Source organism: Pseudofrancisella aestuarii (genome assembly GCF_003574475.2).
GTDB lineage: Bacteria > Pseudomonadota > Gammaproteobacteria > Francisellales > Francisellaceae > Francisella > Francisella aestuarii.
In genome coordinates this window covers 616,528-641,468 of sequence record NZ_QLIS02000001.1, presented here as the reverse complement: position 1 = coordinate 641,468, position 24,941 = coordinate 616,528, and the positions used below count along the sequence as shown (strand labels likewise).

Here is a 24,941-nt window from a genome sequence, read left to right as displayed (position 1 = left end):
GTTAATAATAATACATTATTTATTAGAAAATATCTTAGATTTTATAAGTAAAAGCTTACATTATTGAGGTAATTAAGTATGTTATTCCTAGTCCACCTAATATTAGCCAGATAAATAGAATTAATGCCAATAATAAAGGCTTTATACCAGCTTGTATGAATTTTGAAATATGAGTTTCTAAGCCTAGAGCAGTCATTGCCATAGCTAATAAAAATTGGTCAACTTGAACTATAGAGTGAACAGTTGTTTGTGGTAATAAATTTAAAGAGTTAAAACCAGCAACTAGTATAAAACCGATAGCAAACCATGGGATTACACTCATTAAAGATGGGGAAGAAACATCTTGAGATGCTTGATTATTTTTAATAGCAACTCTTGTTAACCATATTCCTATAACTATAAGCATAGGAGCTAACATCATTACTCTAATCATCTTAACAGTTACCGCAACTTCTTCAGCATGACTACTAATAGCATTGCCAGCGGCAACCACTTGAGCAACTTCATGAATAGAGCCTCCAGCAAATATACCATATTGTTGCTCAGTTATAGCCCCAAGTAAACCAGCTTTCATTAGGATAGGGTACATAAACATTGCGATAGTCCCAAAAAGCACAACTGTCCCAACAGCCATAGCAGCCTTGTAAGGTTCCGACTTTAATGTGCCTTCCGTTGCTAAAACAGCAGCAGCACCACATACAGCACTTCCAGATGAAACTAAAATTGCACTGTCTCTATCTAAGCCAAATACTTTTGTACCAAGTAGTATTCCAAATATAAGTGTAGATACCAGCATAATTATAGAAACAGAAAGACCAGCAAGACCAACAGAAGCAATCAACTGGAAGGTTAAATTGAATCCATAAAATATGATGGCGAACCTTAATATTTTCTTAGCACTAAATACAACTCCTGCTTTCCAATGATGGATTATTTTGCTAGCAGGAGTATGTGTAAGAGCCATACCTAATAGTATTCCAATAATTAATGGACTTATCCCTAGATCTTTAATGGCAGGGATTTTTGCAATGTAGTAAGCTACTCCAGCAAGGATAGCTACTAACAATACACCGAATATCATGCTTTGATTTATATATTTTTTCATATTATTTTTAATTAGAATTAGATTTTGTGTAAATATAACCTATAAATATTAAACTTCATATTAAAAAGAATTTATATGATTTATTAAGAAAATTGATAATTTTAGAGAAAATAAAAATTATTAATGACCTAGTAAATTTTCAGTTTTACTTTCTTTTGAGTATATAACAGCTAACACTATTAATATAAAAGATATTAAATAGAAAAATATCACAGAGTGCATTACAGTTACTAGACCAAAATATTTATTAATAAAAGCGCCGGTTGTTGTTGATAATGCAGTACCAGTTGTTCCAAATAATAATATTGTTGTAATTAAAGTTGGAGGTGAGTTTTCCATTTGGAAAGTTCCATAAGCTAATAATCCAGCATATATATAACAATTAAATAAACCAAAAATTATGGCAGCTTTTAGGACTATATCTATATTAGGTATATAGATTATGCAACATAAACATATTGTTGAAACTACCATAAATGAAGGAAGGATGAATTTTAAAGGAATTTTTCTAGTAATTAGTGGGCTAAGGAATAGTCCTATACATTGTGCTGTCCAAAAGTATGATAGAGGTTTATTTGCATCTATAGTTCCCCAGCCTAAAATATCTTGGAAATAAGTTTGAGCATAACTAGTCATAGTTAATTGAGCTAGTAAAAATAAAAATGCTGCAAAAGCGATGCAGTATAAGCTGAAATTCCATGATGAAAAATTTAGACTTGCTTGTTTCTTAGATTCACAACTGTGTCGATTGAGTATTGTGAAATCTGAGAATATAACTAATACTAAAATAGCAATAGCTGTGATTTGTAAAATAGCATATATAGTGTACCATTCATAATTTTGGGTGATAAGATAAGCTGCAAATATTGGAATTATTGCACCACCAAAACTAAAAAAGAAATCGGTGAAGATTACATTCATTGCTCTAACTTTATGATCATTATATATATGAACAATCATGTAGCTTGCAATAGCCATGAACAAACCGCCTGTAAGCCCTACACAAGTTAGTAATATTTTTAAGGTAAACATAGATGGTGATATGTATGTTATTAATGAAGATAAAACTCCAATAATAACAGCTATTATTAAAAGTAGTTTAATAGAGAATCGTATCATTAAAAAACCAATTATAAATATTGCAAACCACATAGCAACATTAATAAAAGTGAAAGCAAAGCCAATATTACTATTATCAAAATATTCTGATAAAGGTTTCATTACTGCGCCTGTAACTAAGATCACATTAGCTGTGTAGAAATAGCAAAGATAACAAGTTAAAGTAAGTATTACTTTATTTTTTAATGACATTTCAGTATTCATCTATTTAGTCCTGTAAAAGCTTAGAAAAAATTCTAGTTTTGCATAAATTATACTAATTTTAGCAGGAATCTTTAAAATATACTTTATATGATTTTAATAAAATAATAATTACTAAAGAAGCTTAAAAATATGGAATTTGCCGAAATTATTTGGGATAAAGGAGTTCCAAAGTCAAAGGTATTTGATGATGTTTGTAATCTAAAGAATTATTTTTTCAGAAAGCAGATGCTTCGTTTTTAGATGGTTTTGAGGTGAAAAAAGAGAAATGATGTATAGTTTTTATAAATAATTATTTATAAAGATGCTATTTCTTTTCTTGCTATTAAACCTAGTAGTGTTACGATGAACGGTTAAGTCTAATATTTAAACTTTGTTTTATTATGTCTTTGCTATTTGCTAACCCACTTAAGCCTATCTATGGTATTGTGGGACAGGGTAGATTGGGTAAACATTTAGTTAAATATTTTTCATCTCTTAATTTAGATTTTGTAGTTTGGGATTATAAAAGTACTCGAGATCTCAAGGTTGTTTTTGAAAATGTAGAAATTGTTTTGTTAGCTATTCCTGATAAGACAATAGATTTGTTTTTAATAGAAAATCCACAATTACAGAAGAAAGTATGTATTCATTTTTCAGGAGCATTAATTTCAAAGTTAGCTTTTGGATTTCATCCATTAATGACTTTTAATAATGAAGTTTATTCTGTAGATGACTATAAAAGTATTCTGTTTGTTCAAGATAAAAAAGCACCATCATTTAAAGAGCTTTTTCCTGAGTTACCTAATCAATATATATCTATAGATGAGAAAGATAAAGCTTATTATCATTCCTTATGTGTTTTAGCGAATAATTTCACAACGATATTATGGCAAAAGTTTTTTTATGAGATGAAAAGTAGGTTTTTAGCCTCTGATAAGGCTTTAGAACCTTTTATAAAGCAAACAATGATAAATATTATGAAAGATCCAGAAAAAGCTTTAACAGGTCCTTTAGTCAGAAATGATGAAGAAACAATATCAAAGAACCTTAAAGCTTTAGATAAAGATCCTTTTAAAGAAATTTATCAGAGTTTTGTGGAAACTTATAAAGTTATTTCAAATGAGAATAGAGGAGAAAGAAATGACAAAAGTTAAAAATAAGCTACTACCTTCACAATTACTAAACTATAAAAGAAATAAGAAAAAAATATCAATGCTAACTTGCTATGATTATTCTTTTGCATGCATAGCTAATGAGAGTGAAATTGATATTTTACTAGTTGGCGATAGTGGAGTTATGACTATATTTGGATACCCAGATACTACTCATGCAACCATAGAGATGATGGAGTCTATGACTAAGGCAGTGCACTCAGGTGCTCCAAATAAATTTATTGTTGGAGATATGCCTTTTTTATCTAATAGGAAGGGGATCAAGTATGCTGTTGAGTGTGCTGAAAAACTAATAAAAGCGGGAGCAAATTCTATAAAAATAGAAGGTGTAGAAGGGCATGCTGATGTTATAGAACACATAGTAAATTCAGGAATCCCTGTTATGGGACATTTGGGTCTTACACCACAGTCAGTAAATAGCTTAGGTTATAAAGTACAAGGTAAAACTATAGATTCAGCAGAATTAATAAAACAACAAGCTTTGTTATTACAAAGGTTAGGCTGTTTTGCTGTGGTTTTAGAGTGTGTTCCAAGTGTTTTAGCTAAAGAAATTACTGAATTACTAGATATTCCAGTTATTGGCATTGGCGCTGGAAAAGATGTTGATGGACAAGTTTTAGTATTACAAGATATGCTAGGGATGACATTAAATCTTAAACCTAAATTTGTTCGTCATTTTTTTAGTGGGTTTACAGATATAAAAACTGCATTTGATAAATATCATGATGAAGTAAATAACATATCATATCCTGCTCAAAGTGAAAGTTATGATATACAAATAGCTTAGAGAGGATAAAGATATGAAAATAGTTACAGATATTAGTCAATGGATAAAACTACGTAAATCTTTACCTAAAGATAAATCTATAGGTGTGGTAATGACAATGGGGACATTACATAAGGGACACTTAAGCCTAGTTGAAAAAAGTAAGAAAGAAAATGATATAACTATAGTCACTATATTTCTAAATCCTACACAATTTAATAACCAAAGTGATTTTATAAATTATCCTAAAACATGGGAAGAGGATATCAATTTATTAGAAAATGCTGAGGTTGATTTTCTATTAGCACCACTTAAAGAAGATATTTATCCAGATAACTATAATTATCAACTTAGTGAGAAATCATTAAGCAAAATCCTTTGTGGTAAGTCCCGTCCTGGACATTTTGATGGAGTCTTAACGATTGTTATGAAACTTTTGCAACTGACACAAGCAGATAAAGCTTATTTTGGAGAAAAAGATTTTCAGCAACTATATTTGATTAAAGAGATGGCTAAAGCATTTTTTGTGCCAACAGAAATTATAGGTTGTCCAATTATACGTGAATCAGATGGTTTGGCATTTAGTTCCCGTAATTTACGCTTGTCTAAAAAAGGTAGAGAAAAAGCTAAAATCTTTGCGGAATTAATAAAACTAAATAAACCGCTTAAACAGATTGAAAAACAATTAGAGCAAAATTATATTAAAGTCGATTATTTAGAGGAACATTTTGAAAGGCGCTTTGCAGCAGCATTTATTGAAGAAGTTAGGCTTATTGATAATTTTTCACTAGAGGAGGTTGAGGCTTAATTATGAAAAGAACATTACTTAAATCAAAAATACATATGGCTACAGTTACAGAGGCCAATTTAAACTATTATGGTTCAATTAGTATAGATAGAAAGTTATGTGAGGCAGCAAACCTTATACCTTTTGAAAAGGTAGAAATTTATAATTGTAATAACGGGAGCCGTTTTGCAACATATGTTATTTTAGGAGATTCAGGAGAAATTTGCTTAAATGGAGCAGCAGCTAGACATGTTGCTGCAGATGATGTGGTGATAATAGCATCTTATGCAGAGTATGAGACTTCTGAAGAATTATCACATAATCCTCATTTAGTTTTTGTTGATAAAAATAATGAAATTACAGAAATACGTCGTTATTTAGATTCATCTATTAATAAGGCTAGTTAGCTTTTTATAGTAAGCTAGCAATCTCACTTGCTGATTTAACAGCATCAAAAGACTTAAATGAATATTCTGCAACTTCTTCTTTGTGAAAAGGATCATTTTTAAGAAGCTCTTTTACTTCATTTATGTCACCTACAGCTAAAATAATACCACCAGTTTTATCTTCTTTTGGACCAGAAGCTAAGAAAAGTTTATTTTTATAACCAATATCTAAAAATTCTCTATGAGCTGGTCTAACTCTTGTTATTTCATCTTCACTTTTAATATATTTTAGTTCTACAATATGAATCTTCATTTTACTTTCTCCTTTCAGTGATTTTGTTTATCAAAATATTTTTAGTTTAAAATTCTACTAGAACTCTAATTGGTAATAAATTGAAATGCTTATATTTAATGATTTAAGCGTATGAAAAATGTTGCTAAAGATAAAGGTAAATTGTTTAATGTCTTTATTAATTCAATTAAGGATATATCTGTAATGTCTATATTATTTAATCCAATTAAACTAGGATCATTAGAGTTAAAAAATAGAATAATAATGGCACCATTGACAAGATGTCGTGCTGATCAGAATAGAGTTCCAACTGATGATATGGTTACGTACTATTCTCAAAGGGCTACTGCTGGGATGATACTTACTGAAGCTACTTCAATATCACCAATGGGTGTGGGTTATCCAAATACACCCGGTATCTGGATAGAAGCACAAATACAAGGCTGGAAAAAAGTAGTTGATGCGGTCCATAAAGAAGGAGGAGTTATTTTGTTACAGCTTTGGCATGTTGGCCGCATTTCAGACCCTATATATTTAGATGGAAAAATACCAGTGTCAGCTAGCGCAGTAAAGCCAGCAGGGCATGTCAGCTTGTTAAGACCAAAGAAAGAGTTTGTTACTCCTAGAGAGCTTAGTTTAGAGGAAGTGGAGAATATTATTTTAGAATATAAACAAGCTGCCATAAATGCTAAAAAAGCAGGATTTGATGGAGTAGAGATTCATGGGGCAAATGGTTATTTGTTAGATCAGTTTTTACAAGATGGCACAAATAAGCGTAATGATAAATATGGTGGCTCATTAGAAAATAGAGCAAGACTTATGTTAGAAGTTACTGATGCTGTAGTAGATGTTTGGGGGCATAATTATGTGGGTATGCATATAGCACCTAGATGTGACTCGCATGATATGTCAGATTCCGATCCAGTTAAAACTTTTTCATATTTATTATCAGAATTAAGTAAACGTAAATTAGCTTTTGTTTTTGCAAGAGCGAGTCTTGGGGATGATGATTTGGCAGGAAAGCTTAAGTCAGCATTTAAAGGGAACTATATAATTAATCAGCAACTAGATAAAGAAACTGCTGAGCAGATGATATTAGACGGTAAGGCTGATGCAGCTGCATGGGGTCAAAGATTTATAGCTAATCCTGATTTAGTTAGAAGATATAAGGAAGATATTGAGTTAAATCCACCAAACCCTGAATTATATTATCATGGTGGAGCAAATGGCTATATAGATTATCCTTTTGCAAAATAATATTGGAATAAATAGAGAATTAAATAAAACTAATTATTTTAGATGTAAATTCTTTAGTAGTTGTTAGTTTCATATCTTTACTATATATATCAGCAGTTCTATAGCCTTGTTCTAAAGTTTTTTCTACAGCTTTTTCAATAGTTTGAGATTCTTCAACTAAATCAAAAGAGTAAGCTAGCATTAATGCGGCTGATAATATTTGAGCAATAGGGTTAGCTTTTCCTAACCCTTTAATATCATAAGCAGATCCACCAGAAGGCTCATATAAACCAAATCCATCAGCATTTAGACTAATAGATGGAACTAATCCAATAGAACCTGGTAGAACAGATGCTAGATCTGATAATATATCTCCAAATATATTACCTGTAACCAAAACATCAAATTGTCCTGGATTTAATACTAATTGCATAGCACAGTTATCAACATACATATGATTAACTTTTACATCAGTGAAATCTTTCGCAACCTCATTTACTACATCGCGCCATAATCTTGATGTATCAAGGACATTAGCCTTATCTACAGATGTAAGTACTTTTGAGCGTTCTTGAGCTCTTTTAAAGGCTTTGACAGCTATATTGTGGATAGTTTCTTCATCATATTCAGCTAAGTCTGTAGCTTGTCTGACTCCATTACTATCTATAAATCTTTTATGCTCACCAAAATATATATCTCGAGATAACTCTCTAAATATTTCGATATCAGCACCATTTTTGATTCGCTCATCTTTTAATGGGCAACTATCTTTTAATGATTCAAAAACTTTAGCAGGGCGGATATTAACATTAAAATTAAAAGTCTTTCTAAGAGCTAAAATACTTTTTGCTTCACACCCTTGCCATTTTTCTTTATTTTGAGCTTCTACAGGACCTCCCACAGAACCAAATAAAATAGCATCAGAATTCTTACATATTTCTATAGTTTCAGCAGGGCAGTGATCTTTGTGTTTATCATAAGCAGCACCACCGACTAAAGCATATGTGTAGTTAAATGTGTGATTATATTTTTGTGCTATAGCATCAAGAACTTCTATTGCACATTCCATAACTTCTGGACCAATTCCATCGCCAGCTAATACAGCAATATTTTTATTCATAGTGGTTAGGCTCTATTTTGTTCAAATTGATGAATTTCATTTTTTAATGATAATAAATAAGTCATATCATCAAGACCTTTTAAAAGACATTCTTTTCTAAAAGGGTCATATTCAAAAGAATACTCTTCTTTAGAAGTAGAAATGGTTTGTTTTTCTAAGTCTATTGTTAGTTGAAAACTAGCATCTTCAGCTTTATCACAAAGCTTTTTGACTATACTTTCATCAAGACTTATTAGTAGTAATCCATTTTTTGCAGAGTTATTAAAGAAGATATCTGAAAATGAAGGAGCTATTATAGCTTTTATTCCAGCTTGTGTAAGAGCCCAAACAGCATGTTCTCTAGATGAACCACAGCCAAAGTTATTTCCAGCTATCAAAATTTCTGCATTTCTATATTTAGGTTTATTAAATACAAAGTCTTTATCTTTTTCTTTTAGTCTACAGAATAAACTTTCTCCATATCCATCTTTAGATGTTTGAGTAAGAAACTCCGCAGGTATTATCATATCTGTATCAATATCACTTAGCCAAAGAGGTAAAGCATTACTTGTTAACTTTTTAAAAGCTTGCATTTATTTTGCCTCCTTGCTTAATTGTTCAACACTACAAATTTTACCCATAATTGCACTAGCTGCTACAGTTTGCGGTGAAGCAAGATGAGTTATACTGCCTTTACCTTGTCTACCAATAAAGTTGCGGTTTGATGTACTAATACATCTTTCTCCTGCAGGGACTTTATCGTCATTCATAGCTAAGCACATAGAACAACCAGGCATTCTAAACTGTGCTCCAGCATCAGTAAATATTTTGTCTAAACCTTCAGATATTGCAATACTTCTAACTTGTTCAGAACCAGGAACTATATACATAGTTACATTCTTAGCAACTTTCTTTCCTTTTAGAACTTCAGCTGCAGCTCTCATATCTTCGATGCGTCCATTAGTACAACTTCCTACAAATGCCCATTGAATTTCTTTGCCCATAATATTTTCATTTTCAGCAAAACTTGTATATTCATATGCTTGTTGAGCTAACTTTTGTTGATGTGCCGGAATATCTTTTAGGCTGGGTACTTTATCTGTAATAGATATAGCATGTTGAGGGTTAATTCCCCAAGTAACCATAGGTTGTAAATTTTCAACATTTACAGTTATAACTTTATCATAGTGAGCATTTTTGTCAGAAACTATAGACTTCCAATTTTCTACCGCTTTATCAAAATCAGCACCTTGAGGAGCATATTGTCTACCTTTTAAATATGTAAAAGTTTTTTCATCAGGAGATACTAAGCCAGCTCTTGCACCACACTCTATAGACATATTACAAAGAGTCATTCTTTCTTCTATAGACATATTAATAATAGACTCACCAGTATACTCAATTACATGGCCACCAGCTCCGCCAATACCAATATCAGCTATCAGTCTCATTACGATATCTTTAGCTGTAGCATATTTGCTAGGAGTACCAACAAATTCTACTTTCATTGTTTTTGGTCTATATTGAAGAATACAGTTTGTTGCTAAGACATGACCAACTTCAGAGGTTCCAACACCAAATGCTAACGCGCCAAAAGCTCCGTGAGTAGATGTATGAGAGTCGCCACATACTAAAGTTGTTCCAGGAAGTGTGAAGCCTAGCTCTGGACCAACAACATGTACTATTCCTTGATGTTGGCTATCGAAATCATAGAAATCTATATCATACTCCTTTACGTTTCTGCGCAAAGTTTCAACTTGAGCTTGAGCAACTTTATCTTTCATGTCATAGCGATTAATAGGGGATGTTGATATGCTATGATCTACAGTCGCTAAAATAGATTTTTTATTGTTTACAGCGAGGTTTAATTCTCTTAGCTTATCAAAAGCCTGAGCAGATGTTACTTCATGCATTAGCATTCTATCTATATATAAAACATCAGGGAAATTAGGAGTGTGTTTTACAATGTGAGCGTCCCATATTTTATCTATAATATTTTTACTCATTTATACCTCTAAATTCTATAATTAGTTTCTAAGAACATTTCATTAGTAGCTCTGATTAATGCTTTTAAGGCAGATAGTTCAATATCTTTATCTACAGCTACACCTCTAAAAGTGTCACTACTATCATCGCAACCAACTACTATAGTAGTTTCAGATTTTGAATTTATTCCGGCATCTTTAAGAGATCTTGAATAATAATCTTCTATTTTTATGCTAGGGATATATTCTTTTATTCCATTTAATAAAGTTGATAAAGCTGAGTTCTCGCTCTTGTCTGTTATTGTAACCGTTTGCTTGCCAAAGAAATTACCATCTAAAACAACATAGCTTTCACCAGATGCTTTACCATAGTCAATACTTGTAAGATTTATAGGTGAGCGTATTTGCTTATAAGCTTCTAACAACTCTTCATCAGTAACACCTTTACGACGATCATGATATATATCTTTAATTCTTTGAGCAATGCGTGCTTTTTCTTTATCTTCACAAATATAACCATTTTCTTCGATAATTTTCTTGGCATGATTACCTCCAGAAAGAGGACCAAATACAAATGATATTTCGCTTCCGACAGCATATGGATCAAAAGGTTGGTAAGCTAAAGGATTATTTAAGATAGCATTTGTATGACCACCAGATGTATGTCTAGCAGAGTTAAGACCAGTAATAGGTGAGTGAGGCTGTCTAGGAAGCATTTTACTTCCAATAAAGTTTGAAATGTTTTTTAGCTCTGCAATATTAACATCTGTATAGTAATGTACATCTTTTTGATTACCAAAAGATTTTAAAAACATTACACATTGTTCAAGAGCAGCATTTCCAGCTCTTTCTCCTACACCATTGATACAACCTTCAACCTGAGTTGCTGGACCATCAAAAACAGCATTCATAGAGTTTTCTAGAGCTAATCCAAAGTCATTATGGCAATGAGCTGACCAAATAATATTTTTATTTGGAAATTCTTTTTTAATTATCTCAGCATGTTTAATCATGTTTTTTACGAAATAACTATCTCCTTCACGCTCACAAGCGCCACCAATAGTGTCTGGGCAGTTTATAATAGTAGCGCCACCAGATACAGCTGCTCTAATAATATCTGTCACATAATCAAAAGTATCTCCTAGTCTAGAATAACCTTCAGCACTAAATTCAACTTCAAATCCTTGATCAGTTGCTATTTTTATAAATTCATACACATTCTTTATGTTTTGCTCTTGGTCATTTTTGCTACCTAAACTTGCTTGAGCTAGATTAGGATCTACGGGAAGATAAGTATGTACTCTAGCTTTTCCTAATGATAAAGAAGGGCGTAAAGCATCCATTGTGATTTCAATCTGATTTTGTCTAAGTTGGCAAAGACCAGCAATAGTCATGTTAGACTTTCTTTCTGTCATTCTTTTTGAAATTGTATTAACTATTTCAAAATCCGTATTACTAGCCGATGGGAAACCTGCTTCAAGAACATCAATATTAAGTTTGTCTGCAAGATCTGCATAAGCAATATTATCTTCAAAGGTCATACCTGCACCAGGTGACTGTTGACCATCACGGAGAGTCGTATCAAAAATATATATTCTTTTTTGAACTTTGTTATTTTCCATATCTATCCTCCTTAATTTATATATGTAAGGGTGTTTTTATAAGCTTTTCCTTGCTTAATTTCTTCAAATTTATCTTTTAAACTTTTAGTTATAGGTCCTATGCTTTGATGATTTTTAAGCTTATGATCGTCAATACTTCTTACAGGAGTTATTTCAGCTGCAGTTCCACAGAAAAAAGCTTCATCAGCATCAATAATATCTTCAACTTTAAAATATTCTTCTCTTACGTTATACCCACAATCTTTTGCTAACATAATAATTAGCTTTCGTGTTATTCCATCGAGGATAGTGCCTAAAGGAGTAGTAATAATTTCCCCATTTTTTATTATGAAAATATTCATTGCAGCACCTTCAGCCACATTGCCATTATAGTCTAGTAAAAGAGATTCATGATAATGCGTTCCAACACATTCGCGAGAAGCAAGTATGCTATTAACATAATGACCACTTATCTTAGCGTCAGCCACTGTTGATTGAGGATGTATTCTTATATATTTACTTACTTTTATATCTATAAATTCAGCAGCTAGATATCTTCCCATAGGTAAACAATATATTACAATATCAACTGGATGGTCATCACTTGGTAATACACTTACTCCACCCTCTGCGAAATATGCAAAAGGTCTTATGTAACAAGAATCTAAGCCACTAGCTTTTACGATATCTTTCACAGCTTGGCAGAGCTCTTCTAAAGTGAATTTTGATTTCATTCCTATAGCATTCATAGAATATAAAAATCTTTTCATATGAGCCTCAAGCATTAATATAGCAGTACCGGAACTTGTGTTATATGCTCTTATACCTTCAAATACTCCTGAGCCATAATGTAGAGAGTGAGTTGTTATACCAATTTTAGCATCATCTGGATTTATTATTTTTCCATTTTTCCATACACAGTTTAGCGTCATATATAGCCTCTTAGATCAAATAATTATTATGTTTAAAAACTTTAGTTATAGTATATAAAACTATATTGTAAAACATATAGTGACATAATGGATAATTAAAAACAATTTTAATTATTAACAAATTAAAAGTTTAAAAGATTAAATATTTGTGAAAAAGAAAGTTAGATTAGATTTTTTTAAATATTACAGATCCATTAGTTCCACCGAACCCAAATGAATTATTAAGAACATAATCGATCTTCATTTTTTTAGCAGCATTAGCAGCATAGTCTAAATTACAGCCATCATCTAGATTTTCTAGGTTAATAGTTGGTGGAGCTATTTGATCTCTAATAGCTAATACACTAAATATAGATTCAATTGCACCAGCAGCACCTAATAAATGCCCAGTCATTGATTTAGTTGAACTCATTACAAGACCTTTTCTATATTTACCTAGAGTTTTTTCGACAACTTGGCTCTCTTGTACATCTCCAAGAGGAGTTGATGTTCCATGAGCATTAACATAGTCAATAGCATCAGGAGAATCCTTTAAGCCTGCATCAGCAAGAGCATTTTCAATGCATCTTTCTTGACCTGGAGCATAAGGCATAGTCATATGATAACCATCAGCAGACATACCAAAACCTACCACTTCAGCGTAAATTTTAGCGCCACGTGCTTTTGCTCTTTCATATTCTTCAAGAACAACAACACCAGCACCATCACCTAAAACAAAACCATCTCTGTCTCTGTCCCATGGGCGAGAAGCGCCTTGAGGATCATCATTTCTTGTTGAAAGAGCTCTTGCAGCAGCAAAACCACCAATGCCTATAGCATTACTAGCTTTTTCTGAACCACCAGCAAGCATAGCATCAGCATCACCATAAGCAATTAATCTAGCTGCCATTCCTATGTTATGAGTACCAGTCGTACAAGCAGTTACTATAGGTACATTAGGACCTCTTAGGTTATGATTTATAGAAATCACACCAGAAAGTATGTTGATGATTGATGATGGAATACAGAAAGGTGATATTTTTGAAGGACCTTTAGCATCTATAGTAGCTTTAGTAGCTTCTAGAGTTTCTATTCCTCCAATCCCTGAACTAACAGCAACACCAAATCTAAAAGCTTCTTCTTCTGAAACTTTATCTATCCCTGCGTCTTTAAGAGCTTCATTAGCAGCAGCTATACCATAGTAACAAAAAGGATCCACACGTTTTGCATCTTTTTTACCAACTAAAGTATCAACATCAAAATTTTTGATTCTAGCTGCAAATCTAACTTTAAATTCACTAATATCAGGGGCTGGAGTATCAAATCCCGTGATAGTCTCAACACCACTTTTACCAGCAAGAATATTTGCCCAAGTGGTAGGAACGTCATTCCCTAAAGGAGTTACCATTCCAAGACCAGTAACAACAACTCTACGATTAGATTTCATAAAACAAACCAACTAATTAATAATTGAAAAAAAGCAGAAAATAAATTTTCTGCACTTATAGTCGAATTTTTTAATAGACTAGTTTACTTTTGAATCGATATAGTCGTAAACGTCTTTAACTGTTCTGATTTTTTCTGCATCTTCATCAGGGATCTCAGTATCGAACTCTTCTTCTAGAGCCATTACTAATTCAACTGTATCTAAAGAGTCAGCACCTAAGTCATCGATGAAAGAAGCTTCTGGTCTAAGATCTTCTTCTTTAACACCTAACTGTTCAACTATAATTGAATTAACTTTAGCGTATACTTCATTTGTGCTCATTTTATTTTCCTTCTTTTTATTTAACTAAAACACCAAATAATCTTTGTAATAATATTACTTTTTTAACACATTTTCAATAATTTTGAAAAAATATTAAGCCATATACATTCCACCATTTACATGGATGGTTTGACCTGTTATATATCTAGCTTGTTCAGAAGCTAAAAAAGCAACTGTGGTAGCGATATCTTCTGGTTTACCCATAGCCTTAGAAGGGATTTTTTCTAAGATAAACGCTTTTTGCTCATCAGTTAATTTATCCGTCATATCAGTAGCAATAAATCCTGGTGCCACAACATTAACAGTAATGTTTCTTGGAGCAGCTTCATAAGCTAAAGATTTAGAAAAACCTATAACTCCTGCTTTAGCTGCACAATAATTAGTCTGTCCAGGGTTACCAGCTGATGCAACAACGGAACCAATAGAGATGATTCTTCCCCATCTTTTCTTCATCATTCCTCTAATACATTCTTTTGACATATGGAAGATAGAGTTTAAATTTGTTGTTATTACCGCATTCCATTCATCATCAGACATTCTCATCATTAAGTTATCACGAGTGATACCAGCATTGTTGACTAATATTTCAGGAGAGATGTTTTCTTCTTTTAGTTGTGCAAAAAAAACTTTAATACTTTCTAGATCTGAAATATTTAAAACCATGCCTTTAGCTTTAAAACCTTTTTCTGCAAGAGCTTGTTCAAATTTTTTTGCAGAGGATTCAGATGTGGCTGTACCTATTACTAGAGCGCCTTTTTCAGCTAGTGTTTTTGCTACTTCGAAACCGATTCCTCTGCTAGCACCTGTTACTAAAGCAACTTTTTCTTTTAATGACATTGTTATCTCCTTATTATTTATATTTCAGATAAACTATCTACGGTATTTGTATCTTTGGTTATTAAGTTTTTATCAATTCTTTTAATTAGCCCACATAAAACCTTATTTGGACCACATTCTATTATTTCATTAACTCCTAGCTCAACTAACTTTTCTATTGATTGAGTCCATAATACTGGCTTATAAAGTTGTTTAATAATAGAGGCTTTAATCTCTTTTACATCTGAATGAGAGCTGGCATCAACGTTTTGTATTATTGCTGCTGAAGGATTTTTAAAGTTAACTTTATTTAACTCTTGTTCAAACTTGTTGGCAGCATCTTTCATAAGAGAGCAGTGAGAGGGTACGCTAACGGCTAATATTTGTGCTCTTTTTGCCCCTTTCTCTTTAGCTAAGCTATTAGCTTTTTCAACAGCAATAGTTTCTCCTGAGATAACTACTTGACCTGTTGAGTTAAAATTTGCTGCTTCAACAGTTCCTATGCTTGATGCTTCTTTGCAGCACGCTATAACATCTTCATTTGATAAGCCTAAAATAGCACTCATAGAACAGTCTTTATCTGTAACAGCATTTTGCATAAACTGCCCACGTTTTGAAACAAGCTGTAAAGCATCTTTATATGAAATACACTCTGCAGCTAATAGTGCTGTGTATTCGCCAAGGCTATGCCCAGCAAAGTATTCGATATTTAAATCTGGCTTTTCTTCTTTTAAAACTTTAAAAATGGCATAGCTTGTAGCTAATAGGGCTGGTTGAGTGTACTCTGTTTGTCCTAATTTTTGCTCATCATTTTGAATTATGTTCCAAAGATCATAACCTAAGTATTCTTTTGCTTCATCTAAAATAGATTTAAAAGTAGGAAAATGATTGTAATAATCTTGTAACATTCCTATTTTTTGCGAACCTTGTCCAGGAAATACAATAGCAATTTTTTGAGACATAGTTTTACTCCTTTTATAAATATTGTTTAAAGAAATTTATATCAAGATAATTATATTTTAGCAATGAAGCCACCCCAAACGAATCCGGCACCAAATGCCTCAGAGATTATTGTGTCGCCTGGTTTAATGAAGTTGTTTTTAATTGCAAAATCTAGCGCTAAAGGTATAGATGCGGCGGAAGTGTTACCATGGTCTTTTAATGTGGTTATTACCTTAGACATCGGCATGTTGATTTTATTTGCCGTAGCATTCAATATCCTATAGTTTGCTTGGTGAGGTACTAACCAATCAATATCTTTTGCTTCTATGCCGGCATCATTAATTAATTCATCAGCTAGTGAAGAAAGTCTTGAAACAGCTGATTTAAAAACCTTATTTCCTTCCATAAATAGATGTGCATCTGCAGTAAAAGGAGCTCCTCGTTCTTTAGGTAGGTTGCTTCCTACTTTTAGCATTTCTACACAAGAGCCATCTGTAAAAAGTAAAGATGAAAGTATCTTTTTTTCACTACTTGCTGACACAACAACGGCGCCAGCCCCATCACCAAAAAGAACACAAGTTGATCTATCAGACCAATCTAAGACTCTAGTCATTCTTTCTGATCCAATAACTAAAATATTTTTGGCAATATTATTTTCGATATATTGTTTTGCAATATCTAAAGCATATACGAAACCACTACAAGCTGCGCTTACATCAAAACATCTTATTTTGAAATTATTAATCTCTAATTGAGTTTGAACCATAGAGGCAGTTGATGGCATAATATGATCTGCCGTACTTGTGGCAACTATAATAGCATCTATGTCTTGCGCAGAAATATTGGAGGCCTTTAAAGCTTCTTTTGCTGCTTCAGTTGCCATGAAAGTAGTTGTTTCTTTTTCATCTGCACAATGGCGATTTTCAATTCCAACTCTTTGTTTAATCCATTCATCAGATGTATCAACAAATTTACTAATATCTTCGTTCGAGAGTATTTTTTTAGGTAAATAGCTTCCTGTGCCAAGTATTTGTGCAAACATTTTAAGTATCCTATTTTTAGCTTAAAAAAGGTTGAATGAAACCTTAGAAAATAATTATACACTAATTTTAATATTAAAGAACTTTTTCTAGAGAATCTTGAATTGTTTTAGGAATGTTGAATTTTATTTCTTTTACAGCTTCATAAATAGCTGTCTCAAAAGCATTGGCAGTGGCTCCGCCGTGGCTTTTTACAACTATTCCTGTTAAGCCAAGTAGGGAAGCTCCATTGAAGCTATCTAAGTTAAGGCCTTTCTTTATTTTTCTAAATATAGGCATAGAAGTAAGCATTGATAGTTTTACAAATATAGAGCTATCATTAACAACTTTTCTTATTAAGGATTCTACAAGTTTTAGAGAGCCTTCCATTGTTTTTAATGAAACATTGCCTACAAAACCATCACATACAATTACATCTGTTTCATCATCAAATAAATGATTACCCTCAATATAACCGTTGTAGTTTATGAAATCACAGGCTTGTAATAATTTTGATGCATTTTTTATGTTATCTAGGCCTTTCATCTCTTCTTCACCTATGTTTAAAAGAGATACTCGAGGATCAGCAATTGCTTTTGAACTAGCAGCTAATATTGAGCCCATTATCGCAAACTGGAATAGCTGTTCAGAAGAGCAAACTACGTTAGCACCTAGATCAAGCATGTATGTACGACTAATTTTTTTTGTTTTTTTATTGTAAGCTGGCAAAGCATATACTATGGCTGGACGATCTACTCCATTTATTGTTTTTAAAACAAATTTAGATATAGCCATTAAAGCACCAGTATTTCCAGCACTTACGCAAGCATCAACGGATCTGTCTTTAACTAGATTGACAGCGACCCTCATTGAAGAGTCTTTCTTTTTTCTAACAGCTAAAGAAGGCGATTCATCCATTCCAACAGTTTCGCTAGCATGGTGGATAGCTATTCTTTGTAAGATAGGGAGTTTAATTCTTTTAGCTTTAGAGTATCTATCTAGAGCTCGTTTAACCTTATGATGATCTCCAACCAAGACGACGCTAAGATTTTGATCTTTTTTTACTGCTTCTAATACAGCAGGTATTGTCGTATTAAGTCCGTTGTCGCCGCCCATGGCATCAATTGATATTTTGTAGCCCATAAGTTATATCTCTTCCTAGTTATCTACTAAATAAAATTAAGGTTTTAATTAATATTAGTCTTCTGACTTGGTATTTACAACTTTTTTACCTTTGTAAAAGCCATTAGGAGAAACATGATGTCTTAAGTGTAATTCTCCAGTAGCTTTATCAGTAGATAAAGTACTAGATTTTAGTGAATCATGAGACCTTCTCATATCCCTTCTTGATCTGCTTTTTTTAACCTGTTGTACAGCCATTTTAAAATCCTCCGATTTTTAATATAAATATTTTTTAAATAGATAGAGATCTTATCGCTTCTTTAATTCTTTTAGAATATCAAAAGGATTTTCCCTTTTTTCTGAAAGATCTTCTTGTTCGCTATAGTATGAAGGTTTTTTTGACATTTTACAAGTGCTAGAGTCTTTTTTAGGAACTAGAGGTATAGCTAAAATAACTTCTTCTTTAATTATATCTCTTAAGTCAAGAATGTCTGTTTCACAAATAAAAGGCTCATATAGGTCATTTTTTAAAAATCTATCATCATTAGTAATAGCTAATGTGTTTTGAGCAGATATTTCAAAGGGGAATATTTCTAATGTTATTTGGCAAATAAGATTAATAATTCCCGTAAAGTTATACTTAATAGTAGGGGTAGAATTTTCTTCAAAGAAAAAAAAGTTGCAATTAAAGGTGTAGCTTCCTGAATTAATACATTCATTTAATTTTGTAAGATCATTTAAGGTTATTTGTAATTCTAGCTCTCTTTTTTGCTTTGCAAAAATATGATAGTTAATCTTATATTTTTTATCCATTTTAGCCGTTTTTATAAGCTTTTTAGAGTGCTGTAATTCTAGCTTAGTTTCTTGTTTTATTAAAGTTAGTGCTGTATTATTTTGCACATTAAGTTTTTTGTTTTTATTCATTTATTATTTATAGGTAGTCAAACATGTCAGTTTCTTTAGAGCAAAAATCAGTAGACGCAATAAGGTTTTTATCAATAGATTCGGTTTCAAAAGCAAATTCAGGTCATCCAGGTATGCCTATGGGGATGGCTGATATAGCTACAGTGCTATGGAAGAAGTTTTTAAACCATAATCCAGCAAATCCTAATTGGATTAATAGAGATAGATTTATTTTATCTAATGGCCATGGATCTATGCTTTTATATTCTTTATTACATTTATCAGGGTATGATTTATCGATAGATGACTTGAAAAACTTTAGACAGCTTCATTCAAAAACTCCAGGACATCCAGAGTATGGTTACACTCCTGGTGTTGAAACAACAACTGGCCCATTAGGACAAGGTGTTGCTAATGCTGTGGGAATGGCTTTGGGAGAGAAGTTGTTAGCAGATAAATTTAATGCCAAAGATGATAGTATTATAGATCATTATACTTATGTATTTCTTGGTGATGGGTGTTTGATGGAAGGAGTTTCTCATGAGGCTTGTTCTTTAGCTGGGACATTAGGCTTAGGCAAGCTTATAGCTTTTTGGGATGATAACTCAATATCTATTGATGGCAATACAGAGAAATGGTTTACAGATAATACGCCAGAAAGATTTAAAGCATATGGTTGGCAAGTTATAGATTCTGTAGATGGCCACAATAGGGAAGATATAGAAAAAGCTATAATTAAGGCTCAAGCAGAAAAATCTAAACCAACTCTTATTTGCTGTAAAACTACTATAGGTTATGGATCTCCAACTAAAGCAGGAACTGCATCAGTTCATGGCTCTCCATTAAATAAAGAAGAAAGAGATGTTGTGGCAGAAAAACTTGGCTGGGAGTATCCAGCTTTTGAGATTCCTACGGAAGTATATAATTATTGGAATTCTTGTGAAAAAGGAAATAAGTTAGAATCTGATTGGAATGTTAAGTTTAAAGCATATAAAGATAATAATATTAAAAAGTTTAATGAATTAAATAGGGTTTTATCAAGAGATTTGACGAGTGATTTAACTCAGAAAGTTGAAGAATATATTAATGCGCATATAAATTTTGATAAAAAAGTTGCTACTAGAAAAGCATCGCAAATGTCTTTAGAAGTTCTTTGTCAGGAATTACCAGAAATGTTTGGTGGCTCAGCTGATTTGACAGGATCAAACAATACTAACTGGAGTGGTTCTGTATGGTTAAATAATACAGATAAGGGTGCTAACTATTTATCTTATGGTGTTAGAGAGTTTGGTATGGCAGCTATAATGAATGGATTAAGTCTTTATGGTGGTATCAGACCATATGGTGGAACTTTCTTGGTTTTTAGTGATTATGCCAGAAATGCGATGAGAATGAGTGCTTTAATGAAACAACCAGTTGTTTATGTCATGTCACATGATTCTATTGGTTTAGGAGAAGATGGTCCTACACATCAGCCAGTTGAACATATTCCTAGTCTAAGATTGATTCCTAATTTAAATGTATGGAGACCAGCAGATGTTGTTGAAACTATGATTGCTTGGCATAGCGCTTTAAAAACTAAAGCTGTTCCAAGTGTAATGGTTTTATCTAGACAAAATCTTACTAACGTTGTTGATAATGAAGCTAAGGCAAAGAAAGCCTATCTTGGAGGATATTTAGCAAAAGAAGCTAGTGATGCTAAACTGACTATAGTGGCTACAGGATCTGAGGTTGAACTAGCGATTAATGTGGCAAAAGGATATGAAAAGAAAGGAGTATCTATTAATGTTGCTTCAATACCATGTTTAGAAGTTTTTGAAGAGCAGTCAGACGAGTATAAAAAATCTGTGATAAGAGATGATATTCCAGCAGTTTTTGTTGAGTTGGCACAAGCAGATCTTTGGTATAAGTATATGCCTAAGGCTGGAGGAGAGGTGAAAGGGATGGCTTCTTTTGGAGAGTCTGCTCCAGCAGAAGAGTTAATGAAGTATTTTGGCTTTACAGTAGATAATTTAGTAAAAATCATTGCTAAATATATATAAAGGAGAATAATCGAATGAGAATAGCGATAAATGGATTTGGTAGAATAGGGCGTTTAGCTTTTCGTCAGATGTTTGATAAAGAAGGAGTGGAAATTGTTGCTATAAATGGTATAGCACCAGTCGAAATGATGGCTCATTTGTTGAAGTATGATTCTACACAAGGAAGATATTCTAAGGCTGATATGGTTTCTATAGAAGAAAATACTCTTATAGTTAATAATAAAAGAATAAAAATTTTTGGTGATCGTGATGCAACTAGTTTACCATGGAAAGAGTTAGGTATAGATGTTGTATTAGAATGTACTGGAGCGTATGTTTCAAAAGCTAAGTCTCAGGTTCATGTTGATGCAGGTGCTAGAAAGGTTGTGATTTCTGCTCCAGCAGGCAATGATCTTCCAACAGTAGTATATGGCGTAAATGATAATATTTTAAAAGCTGAAGATACTATAGTTTCAGCTGCTTCATGCACTACAAACTGTTTGGCACCGATGGCTAAAGTACTACATGAGTTTGCTACTATAGAAAAAGGCTTCATGACGACTATTCATGCATATACTGGCGATCAAAATACTTTAGATGGACCACATCGTAAAAATGATTTACGTCGCGCTCGTGCTGCAGCAGTAAATATCGTACCAAACTCTACTGGAGCAGCTAAAGCTATTGGCCTTGTAATTCCTGATCTTGCTGGGAAATTAGATGGTGCTGCTCAACGTGTTCCAGTGGCAACTGGTTCACTAACAGAGCTAGTGGCTGTTGTTTCTAAAAAAGTTTCTGCTGAAGAGATTAATGCTGCAATGAAAGCTTCTTCTAGTGATTCTTTTGGTTATACTGAAGATGAGATAGTTTCTTCAGATGTTATTGGTATTACGTATGGTTCTTTATTTGATGCGACTCAGACTAAGGTTACTCCATTAGGAGATAAGTCATTAGTTAAAGTTGTGGCATGGTATGACAACGAAATGTCTTATACTGAACAAATGGTGAAAGTAGCTGAAAGACTAGCATCTCTATAAAAAAAGGAGGTCTGAAATGGACTTTTTAAGTGTGAAAGATGTTGATTTAAAAAATAAGAAAGTTGTTGTAAGAGTTGATTTTAATGTCCCAGTTAAAGATGGCAAAGTAACTAGTAAAGTCAGAATTGAAGCTGCTATTCCAACAGTTGAGTATATTCTAAAGAAAGGTGGTTCAGTTATTCTTTTATCACATTTAGGAAGACCAGCTGAAAGTGAATATAATCCAGAATTTTCTTTAGAGCCAGTTGCTAAAGCATTAGAAGAAATTATCAAAAAGCCAGTAAGGTTCGAAAAGAATTGGTTAGATGGGATTTCTATAAATGAAGGTGAAATAGTTCTTTGTGATAATGTTCGCTTTAATAAAGGTGAAAAGAAATGTGATGAAACTCTTTCTAAAAAAATGGCAGCATTAGGTGATGTGTTTGTTATGGATGCATTTGCTACAGCACATAGGGCTGAAGCTTCTACTTATGGTATTGCAAAATATGTTAAGGTTGCTTGTGCGGGACTTCTTTTAGATGCTGAGATCAAAGCTTTAGAGCTGGCATTAAAATCTCCTAAAAAGCCTATGACTGCTATAGTTGGTGGCTCAAAAGTTTCAACTAAACTATCAGTGTTACATAACCTATTAAATAAAGTTGAGACTTTAATTGTAGGTGGAGGTATTGCTAATACTTTTATAAAGGCAGAAGGTTATAGTGTAGGTAAGTCTTTGTATGAAGAAGAACTTGTTGAAGAAGCTAGGGGTATTTTAGAAGAAGCTAAAAAGCTAGGTGTTAAGATTCCTGTTCCAGTAGATGTTAGAGTGGCAAAAGAGTTTAGTGAGTCAGCAAAAGCAACAATAAAAGATGTTTCTGAAGTAAAAGAAGATGAAATGATTTTGGATATTGGACCTAAGTCTGAAGCAATAATAACAAAGATAGTAAACTCATCTAAAACTATTTTGTGGAATGGACCTTTGGGGGTTTTCGAGTTCCCTAACTTTGAAGAAGGAACAAAAGCTTTATCTTTAGCTATAGCTGAATCTGATGCTTTTTCTGTTGCAGGTGGGGGAGATACTATAGCTGCTATAGAGAAGTTTGATATAAAAGATAAAATCTCTTATATATCTACAGCAGGAGGAGCTTTCTTAGAATTTTTAGAAGGTAAGAAATTACCAGCAGTAGAAATACTTAAAGAAAGGTTTAAGTAGTTTTATAACAAAAGAGGTTTTCTAGTATGAGACGAACTAAAATATTAGCGACTTTGGGTCCGGCGAGTGAGTCAAGAGAAGTTCTCAAGGCTATGATAGAGGCTGGTGTTAATGCAGTGAGATGTAACTTTTCTCATGGTACACCAGAGGAGCATAGAAAACGAGTTGAACTAGTTAGAGAATTAGCAAAAGAACTAGATACTTACGTTGGTATTTTAGGAGATTTGCAAGGGCCTAAAATTAGATTGTCTAAGTTTAAAGATGGTTCTGTGATTATAAAAAAAGGACAGACTTTTACTTTAGATGCTAATTTAGGAGTTAATGAGGGTGATGAAAAAGCCGTTTCAATAGACTATAAAGAATTAGTTGATGACGTTCAACCAAAAGATATATTGCTTGTTGATGATGGAAAAATTGTTTTAGAAGTAACTACAGTTGAGAATAAAAAAGTTCATTGTAAAGTAGTTATCGGTGGAAAAGTTTCAAATAATAAAGGTATCAATAAAAAGGGTGGTGGATTAACAGCACCCGCTTTGACTGATAAAGATAAGGAAGATATTAAACTTGCAGCTATGCTTCAAGTAGATTTTCTAGCTGTTTCATTTGTTAGAGATGGTGATGATATTAGATATGCTAGACAGCTTATTAATGATGCTGGATGGAAACCTGCATTAGTAGCAAAAATTGAAAGAGCTGAAGCTGTAGAAAAAGAGAACCTTAAAGGTATTATTCAAGCTACAGATTTAGTAATGGTTGCTAGAGGCGATCTTGCTGTGGAAATAGGTGATGAAAATGTACCTGCTATACAAAAAATGATTATTAGTAAAGCAAGGCAGAATGAAAAAGCATCTATTACAGCAACTCAAATGATGGAGTCTATGATAGAGAACTCATCACCAACAAGAGCCGAAGCTTCTGACGTTGCAAATGCTGTTTTTGATGGAACTGATGCAGTAATGCTTTCTGCAGAGACAGCGGCAGGTCAATACCCTGTTGAAACTGTAGAATCTATGGCAAGGATTTGTGATGCTGCTGAACATAGTCAGTGGACACATATTGTTAAGAAGAATAGGGTGGCAGAATATAATCGTATTGATCATGCAGTTTCTGTATCGGCTGTACATATTGCAAATGATATTTCAGCTAAAGCTTTGTTAGTTTTAACTGAAGGTGGAAATACTTCAAGATGGATGTCTAGGTTGAACTCTGACTTACCAATTTATGCACTTTCAAGAAATGCACCGACTCTTGGAGCAATGACTTTGTATAGAGGAGTTATTCCAATATTTTTTGATTCCACAAGAATGTCTAAACTATACGTTAACAGATGTGCTTGCATGGAACTTGAAAAAAGAAATTTGATAGCAGATGGAGATCCTGTAGTATTAACAAGTGGTGATAGTATGGGAGTGCATGGAAGCACTAACAAAATTAAAGTAATAATAGCTGGACACGTTAAATAAAATATTAAAGGAGAGT

General features: G+C 32.8%; 25 protein-coding genes. 9 read left to right on the top strand and 16 right to left on the bottom strand.

Going from position 1 to position 24,941, the window contains the following annotated elements:
* Positions 1-55: 55 nt before the first annotated feature.
* Both DNK87_RS03235 and tsgA read right to left on the bottom strand, forming a co-directional pair.
* Entirely contained in the window at positions 56-1,105 is a 1,050-nt protein-coding gene (locus DNK87_RS03235) for a YeiH family protein (protein WP_119330229.1), read from the bottom strand.
* A 120-nt stretch (positions 1,106-1,225) separates the two neighbouring features.
* On the bottom strand, positions 1,226-2,428 hold the full coding sequence (gene tsgA / locus DNK87_RS03230; protein WP_211360939.1) for an MFS transporter TsgA: 1,203 nt from the start codon (positions 2,426-2,428) through the stop codon (positions 1,226-1,228).
* A gap of 380 nt (positions 2,429-2,808) precedes the next feature.
* Between tsgA and DNK87_RS03225 the strand changes: the two genes are divergently transcribed.
* From DNK87_RS03225 to panD, 4 genes are read left to right on the top strand one after another with little or no spacing between them, the layout of a single operon-like run.
* Positions 2,809-3,561: a Rossmann-like and DUF2520 domain-containing protein gene (locus DNK87_RS03225; protein ID WP_119330230.1), complete on the top strand. Its 753-nt coding sequence runs from the start codon at positions 2,809-2,811 to the stop codon at positions 3,559-3,561.
* Positions 3,548-4,366, top strand: a complete 819-nt coding sequence (gene panB, locus DNK87_RS03220) for a 3-methyl-2-oxobutanoate hydroxymethyltransferase (protein ID WP_119330231.1) — start codon at positions 3,548-3,550, stop codon at positions 4,364-4,366. The genes DNK87_RS03225 and panB overlap by 14 nt, the downstream gene beginning before the upstream one ends.
* Positions 4,367-4,379: 13 nt before the next feature.
* Positions 4,380-5,153 (top strand): pantoate--beta-alanine ligase, encoded by a 774-nt coding sequence (gene panC, locus DNK87_RS03215; RefSeq protein WP_119330232.1) that lies wholly within the window; start codon positions 4,380-4,382, stop codon positions 5,151-5,153.
* A gap of 2 nt (positions 5,154-5,155) precedes the next feature.
* Positions 5,156-5,539 (top strand): aspartate 1-decarboxylase, encoded by a 384-nt coding sequence (gene panD, locus DNK87_RS03210; RefSeq protein ID WP_071663882.1) that lies wholly within the window; start codon positions 5,156-5,158, stop codon positions 5,537-5,539.
* A gap of 4 nt (positions 5,540-5,543) precedes the next feature.
* Here the strand turns inward: panD and DNK87_RS03205 are convergent, their stop codons facing one another.
* Positions 5,544-5,831, bottom strand: a complete 288-nt coding sequence (locus DNK87_RS03205; protein WP_119330233.1) for a YciI family protein — start codon at positions 5,829-5,831, stop codon at positions 5,544-5,546.
* A gap of 111 nt (positions 5,832-5,942) precedes the next feature.
* Between DNK87_RS03205 and DNK87_RS03200 the strand changes: the two genes are divergently transcribed.
* Positions 5,943-7,067 carry an alkene reductase gene (locus tag DNK87_RS03200; RefSeq protein WP_342212428.1) on the top strand — a complete coding sequence of 375 codons (1,125 nt, stop codon included), beginning with the start codon at positions 5,943-5,945 and terminating at the stop codon, positions 7,065-7,067.
* A 19-nt stretch (positions 7,068-7,086) separates the two neighbouring features.
* Here DNK87_RS03200 and leuB read toward each other — a convergent pair whose 3' ends face one another.
* From leuB to DNK87_RS03135, 13 genes are all read right to left on the bottom strand, one after another.
* Positions 7,087-8,166: a 3-isopropylmalate dehydrogenase gene (gene leuB / locus DNK87_RS03195; RefSeq protein ID WP_119330234.1), complete on the bottom strand. Its 1,080-nt coding sequence runs from the start codon at positions 8,164-8,166 to the stop codon at positions 7,087-7,089.
* A 5-nt stretch (positions 8,167-8,171) separates the two neighbouring features.
* Complete coding sequence (gene leuD, locus DNK87_RS03190) at positions 8,172-8,738, bottom strand: 3-isopropylmalate dehydratase small subunit (protein WP_119330235.1); 567 nt, start codon at positions 8,736-8,738, stop codon at positions 8,172-8,174.
* A complete protein-coding gene (leuC, locus tag DNK87_RS03185; protein ID WP_119330236.1) occupies positions 8,739-10,151 on the bottom strand; it encodes a 3-isopropylmalate dehydratase large subunit in 1,413 nt (470 codons plus the stop codon).
* Between the two features lie 8 nt (positions 10,152-10,159).
* Positions 10,160-11,752: a LeuA family protein gene (locus tag DNK87_RS03180; protein WP_119330237.1), complete on the bottom strand. Its 1,593-nt coding sequence runs from the start codon at positions 11,750-11,752 to the stop codon at positions 10,160-10,162.
* Positions 11,753-11,763: 11 nt separating this feature from the next.
* Positions 11,764-12,663, bottom strand: coding sequence for a branched-chain amino acid transaminase (locus DNK87_RS03175; RefSeq protein WP_119330238.1), 900 nt, complete (start codon positions 12,661-12,663; stop codon positions 11,764-11,766).
* 166 nt (positions 12,664-12,829) lie between these two features.
* Positions 12,830-14,089: a beta-ketoacyl-ACP synthase II gene (fabF, locus tag DNK87_RS03170; RefSeq protein WP_119330239.1), complete on the bottom strand. Its 1,260-nt coding sequence runs from the start codon at positions 14,087-14,089 to the stop codon at positions 12,830-12,832.
* Between the two features lie 78 nt (positions 14,090-14,167).
* Positions 14,168-14,410 (bottom strand): acyl carrier protein, encoded by a 243-nt coding sequence (gene acpP, locus DNK87_RS03165; RefSeq protein ID WP_071663890.1) that lies wholly within the window; start codon positions 14,408-14,410, stop codon positions 14,168-14,170.
* Between the two features lie 93 nt (positions 14,411-14,503).
* On the bottom strand, positions 14,504-15,247 hold the full coding sequence (gene fabG / locus DNK87_RS03160) for a 3-oxoacyl-ACP reductase FabG (RefSeq protein WP_119330240.1): 744 nt from the start codon (positions 15,245-15,247) through the stop codon (positions 14,504-14,506).
* Between the two features lie 17 nt (positions 15,248-15,264).
* Entirely contained in the window at positions 15,265-16,188 is a 924-nt protein-coding gene (gene fabD / locus DNK87_RS03155) for an ACP S-malonyltransferase (RefSeq protein ID WP_119330241.1), read from the bottom strand.
* Positions 16,189-16,238: 50 nt separating this feature from the next.
* A complete protein-coding gene (locus DNK87_RS03150) occupies positions 16,239-17,210 on the bottom strand; it encodes a beta-ketoacyl-ACP synthase III (protein ID WP_119330242.1) in 972 nt (323 codons plus the stop codon).
* Positions 17,211-17,283: 73 nt separating this feature from the next.
* Positions 17,284-18,330: a phosphate acyltransferase PlsX gene (gene plsX, locus DNK87_RS03145; RefSeq protein ID WP_119330243.1), complete on the bottom strand. Its 1,047-nt coding sequence runs from the start codon at positions 18,328-18,330 to the stop codon at positions 17,284-17,286.
* 54 nt (positions 18,331-18,384) lie between these two features.
* Complete coding sequence (gene rpmF / locus DNK87_RS03140; protein WP_119330244.1) at positions 18,385-18,567, bottom strand: 50S ribosomal protein L32; 183 nt, start codon at positions 18,565-18,567, stop codon at positions 18,385-18,387.
* Positions 18,568-18,618: 51 nt separating this feature from the next.
* Positions 18,619-19,122 (bottom strand): YceD family protein, encoded by a 504-nt coding sequence (locus DNK87_RS03135; RefSeq protein ID WP_119330828.1) that lies wholly within the window; start codon positions 19,120-19,122, stop codon positions 18,619-18,621.
* A gap of 134 nt (positions 19,123-19,256) precedes the next feature.
* On the opposite strand from DNK87_RS03135, the gene tkt reads away from it, so the two are divergent.
* From tkt to pyk, 4 genes are read left to right on the top strand one after another with little or no spacing between them, the layout of a single operon-like run.
* Positions 19,257-21,254: a transketolase gene (gene tkt, locus DNK87_RS03130; protein WP_119330245.1), complete on the top strand. Its 1,998-nt coding sequence runs from the start codon at positions 19,257-19,259 to the stop codon at positions 21,252-21,254.
* A gap of 14 nt (positions 21,255-21,268) precedes the next feature.
* Entirely contained in the window at positions 21,269-22,270 is a 1,002-nt protein-coding gene (gene gap / locus DNK87_RS03125) for a type I glyceraldehyde-3-phosphate dehydrogenase (protein WP_119330246.1), read from the top strand.
* A gap of 16 nt (positions 22,271-22,286) precedes the next feature.
* Complete coding sequence (locus tag DNK87_RS03120) at positions 22,287-23,462, top strand: phosphoglycerate kinase (protein ID WP_119330247.1); 1,176 nt, start codon at positions 22,287-22,289, stop codon at positions 23,460-23,462.
* Positions 23,463-23,488: 26 nt separating this feature from the next.
* Positions 23,489-24,925, top strand: coding sequence for a pyruvate kinase (pyk, locus tag DNK87_RS03115; protein ID WP_119330248.1), 1,437 nt, complete (start codon positions 23,489-23,491; stop codon positions 24,923-24,925).
* The last annotated feature ends 16 nt before the right edge of the window (positions 24,926-24,941 follow it).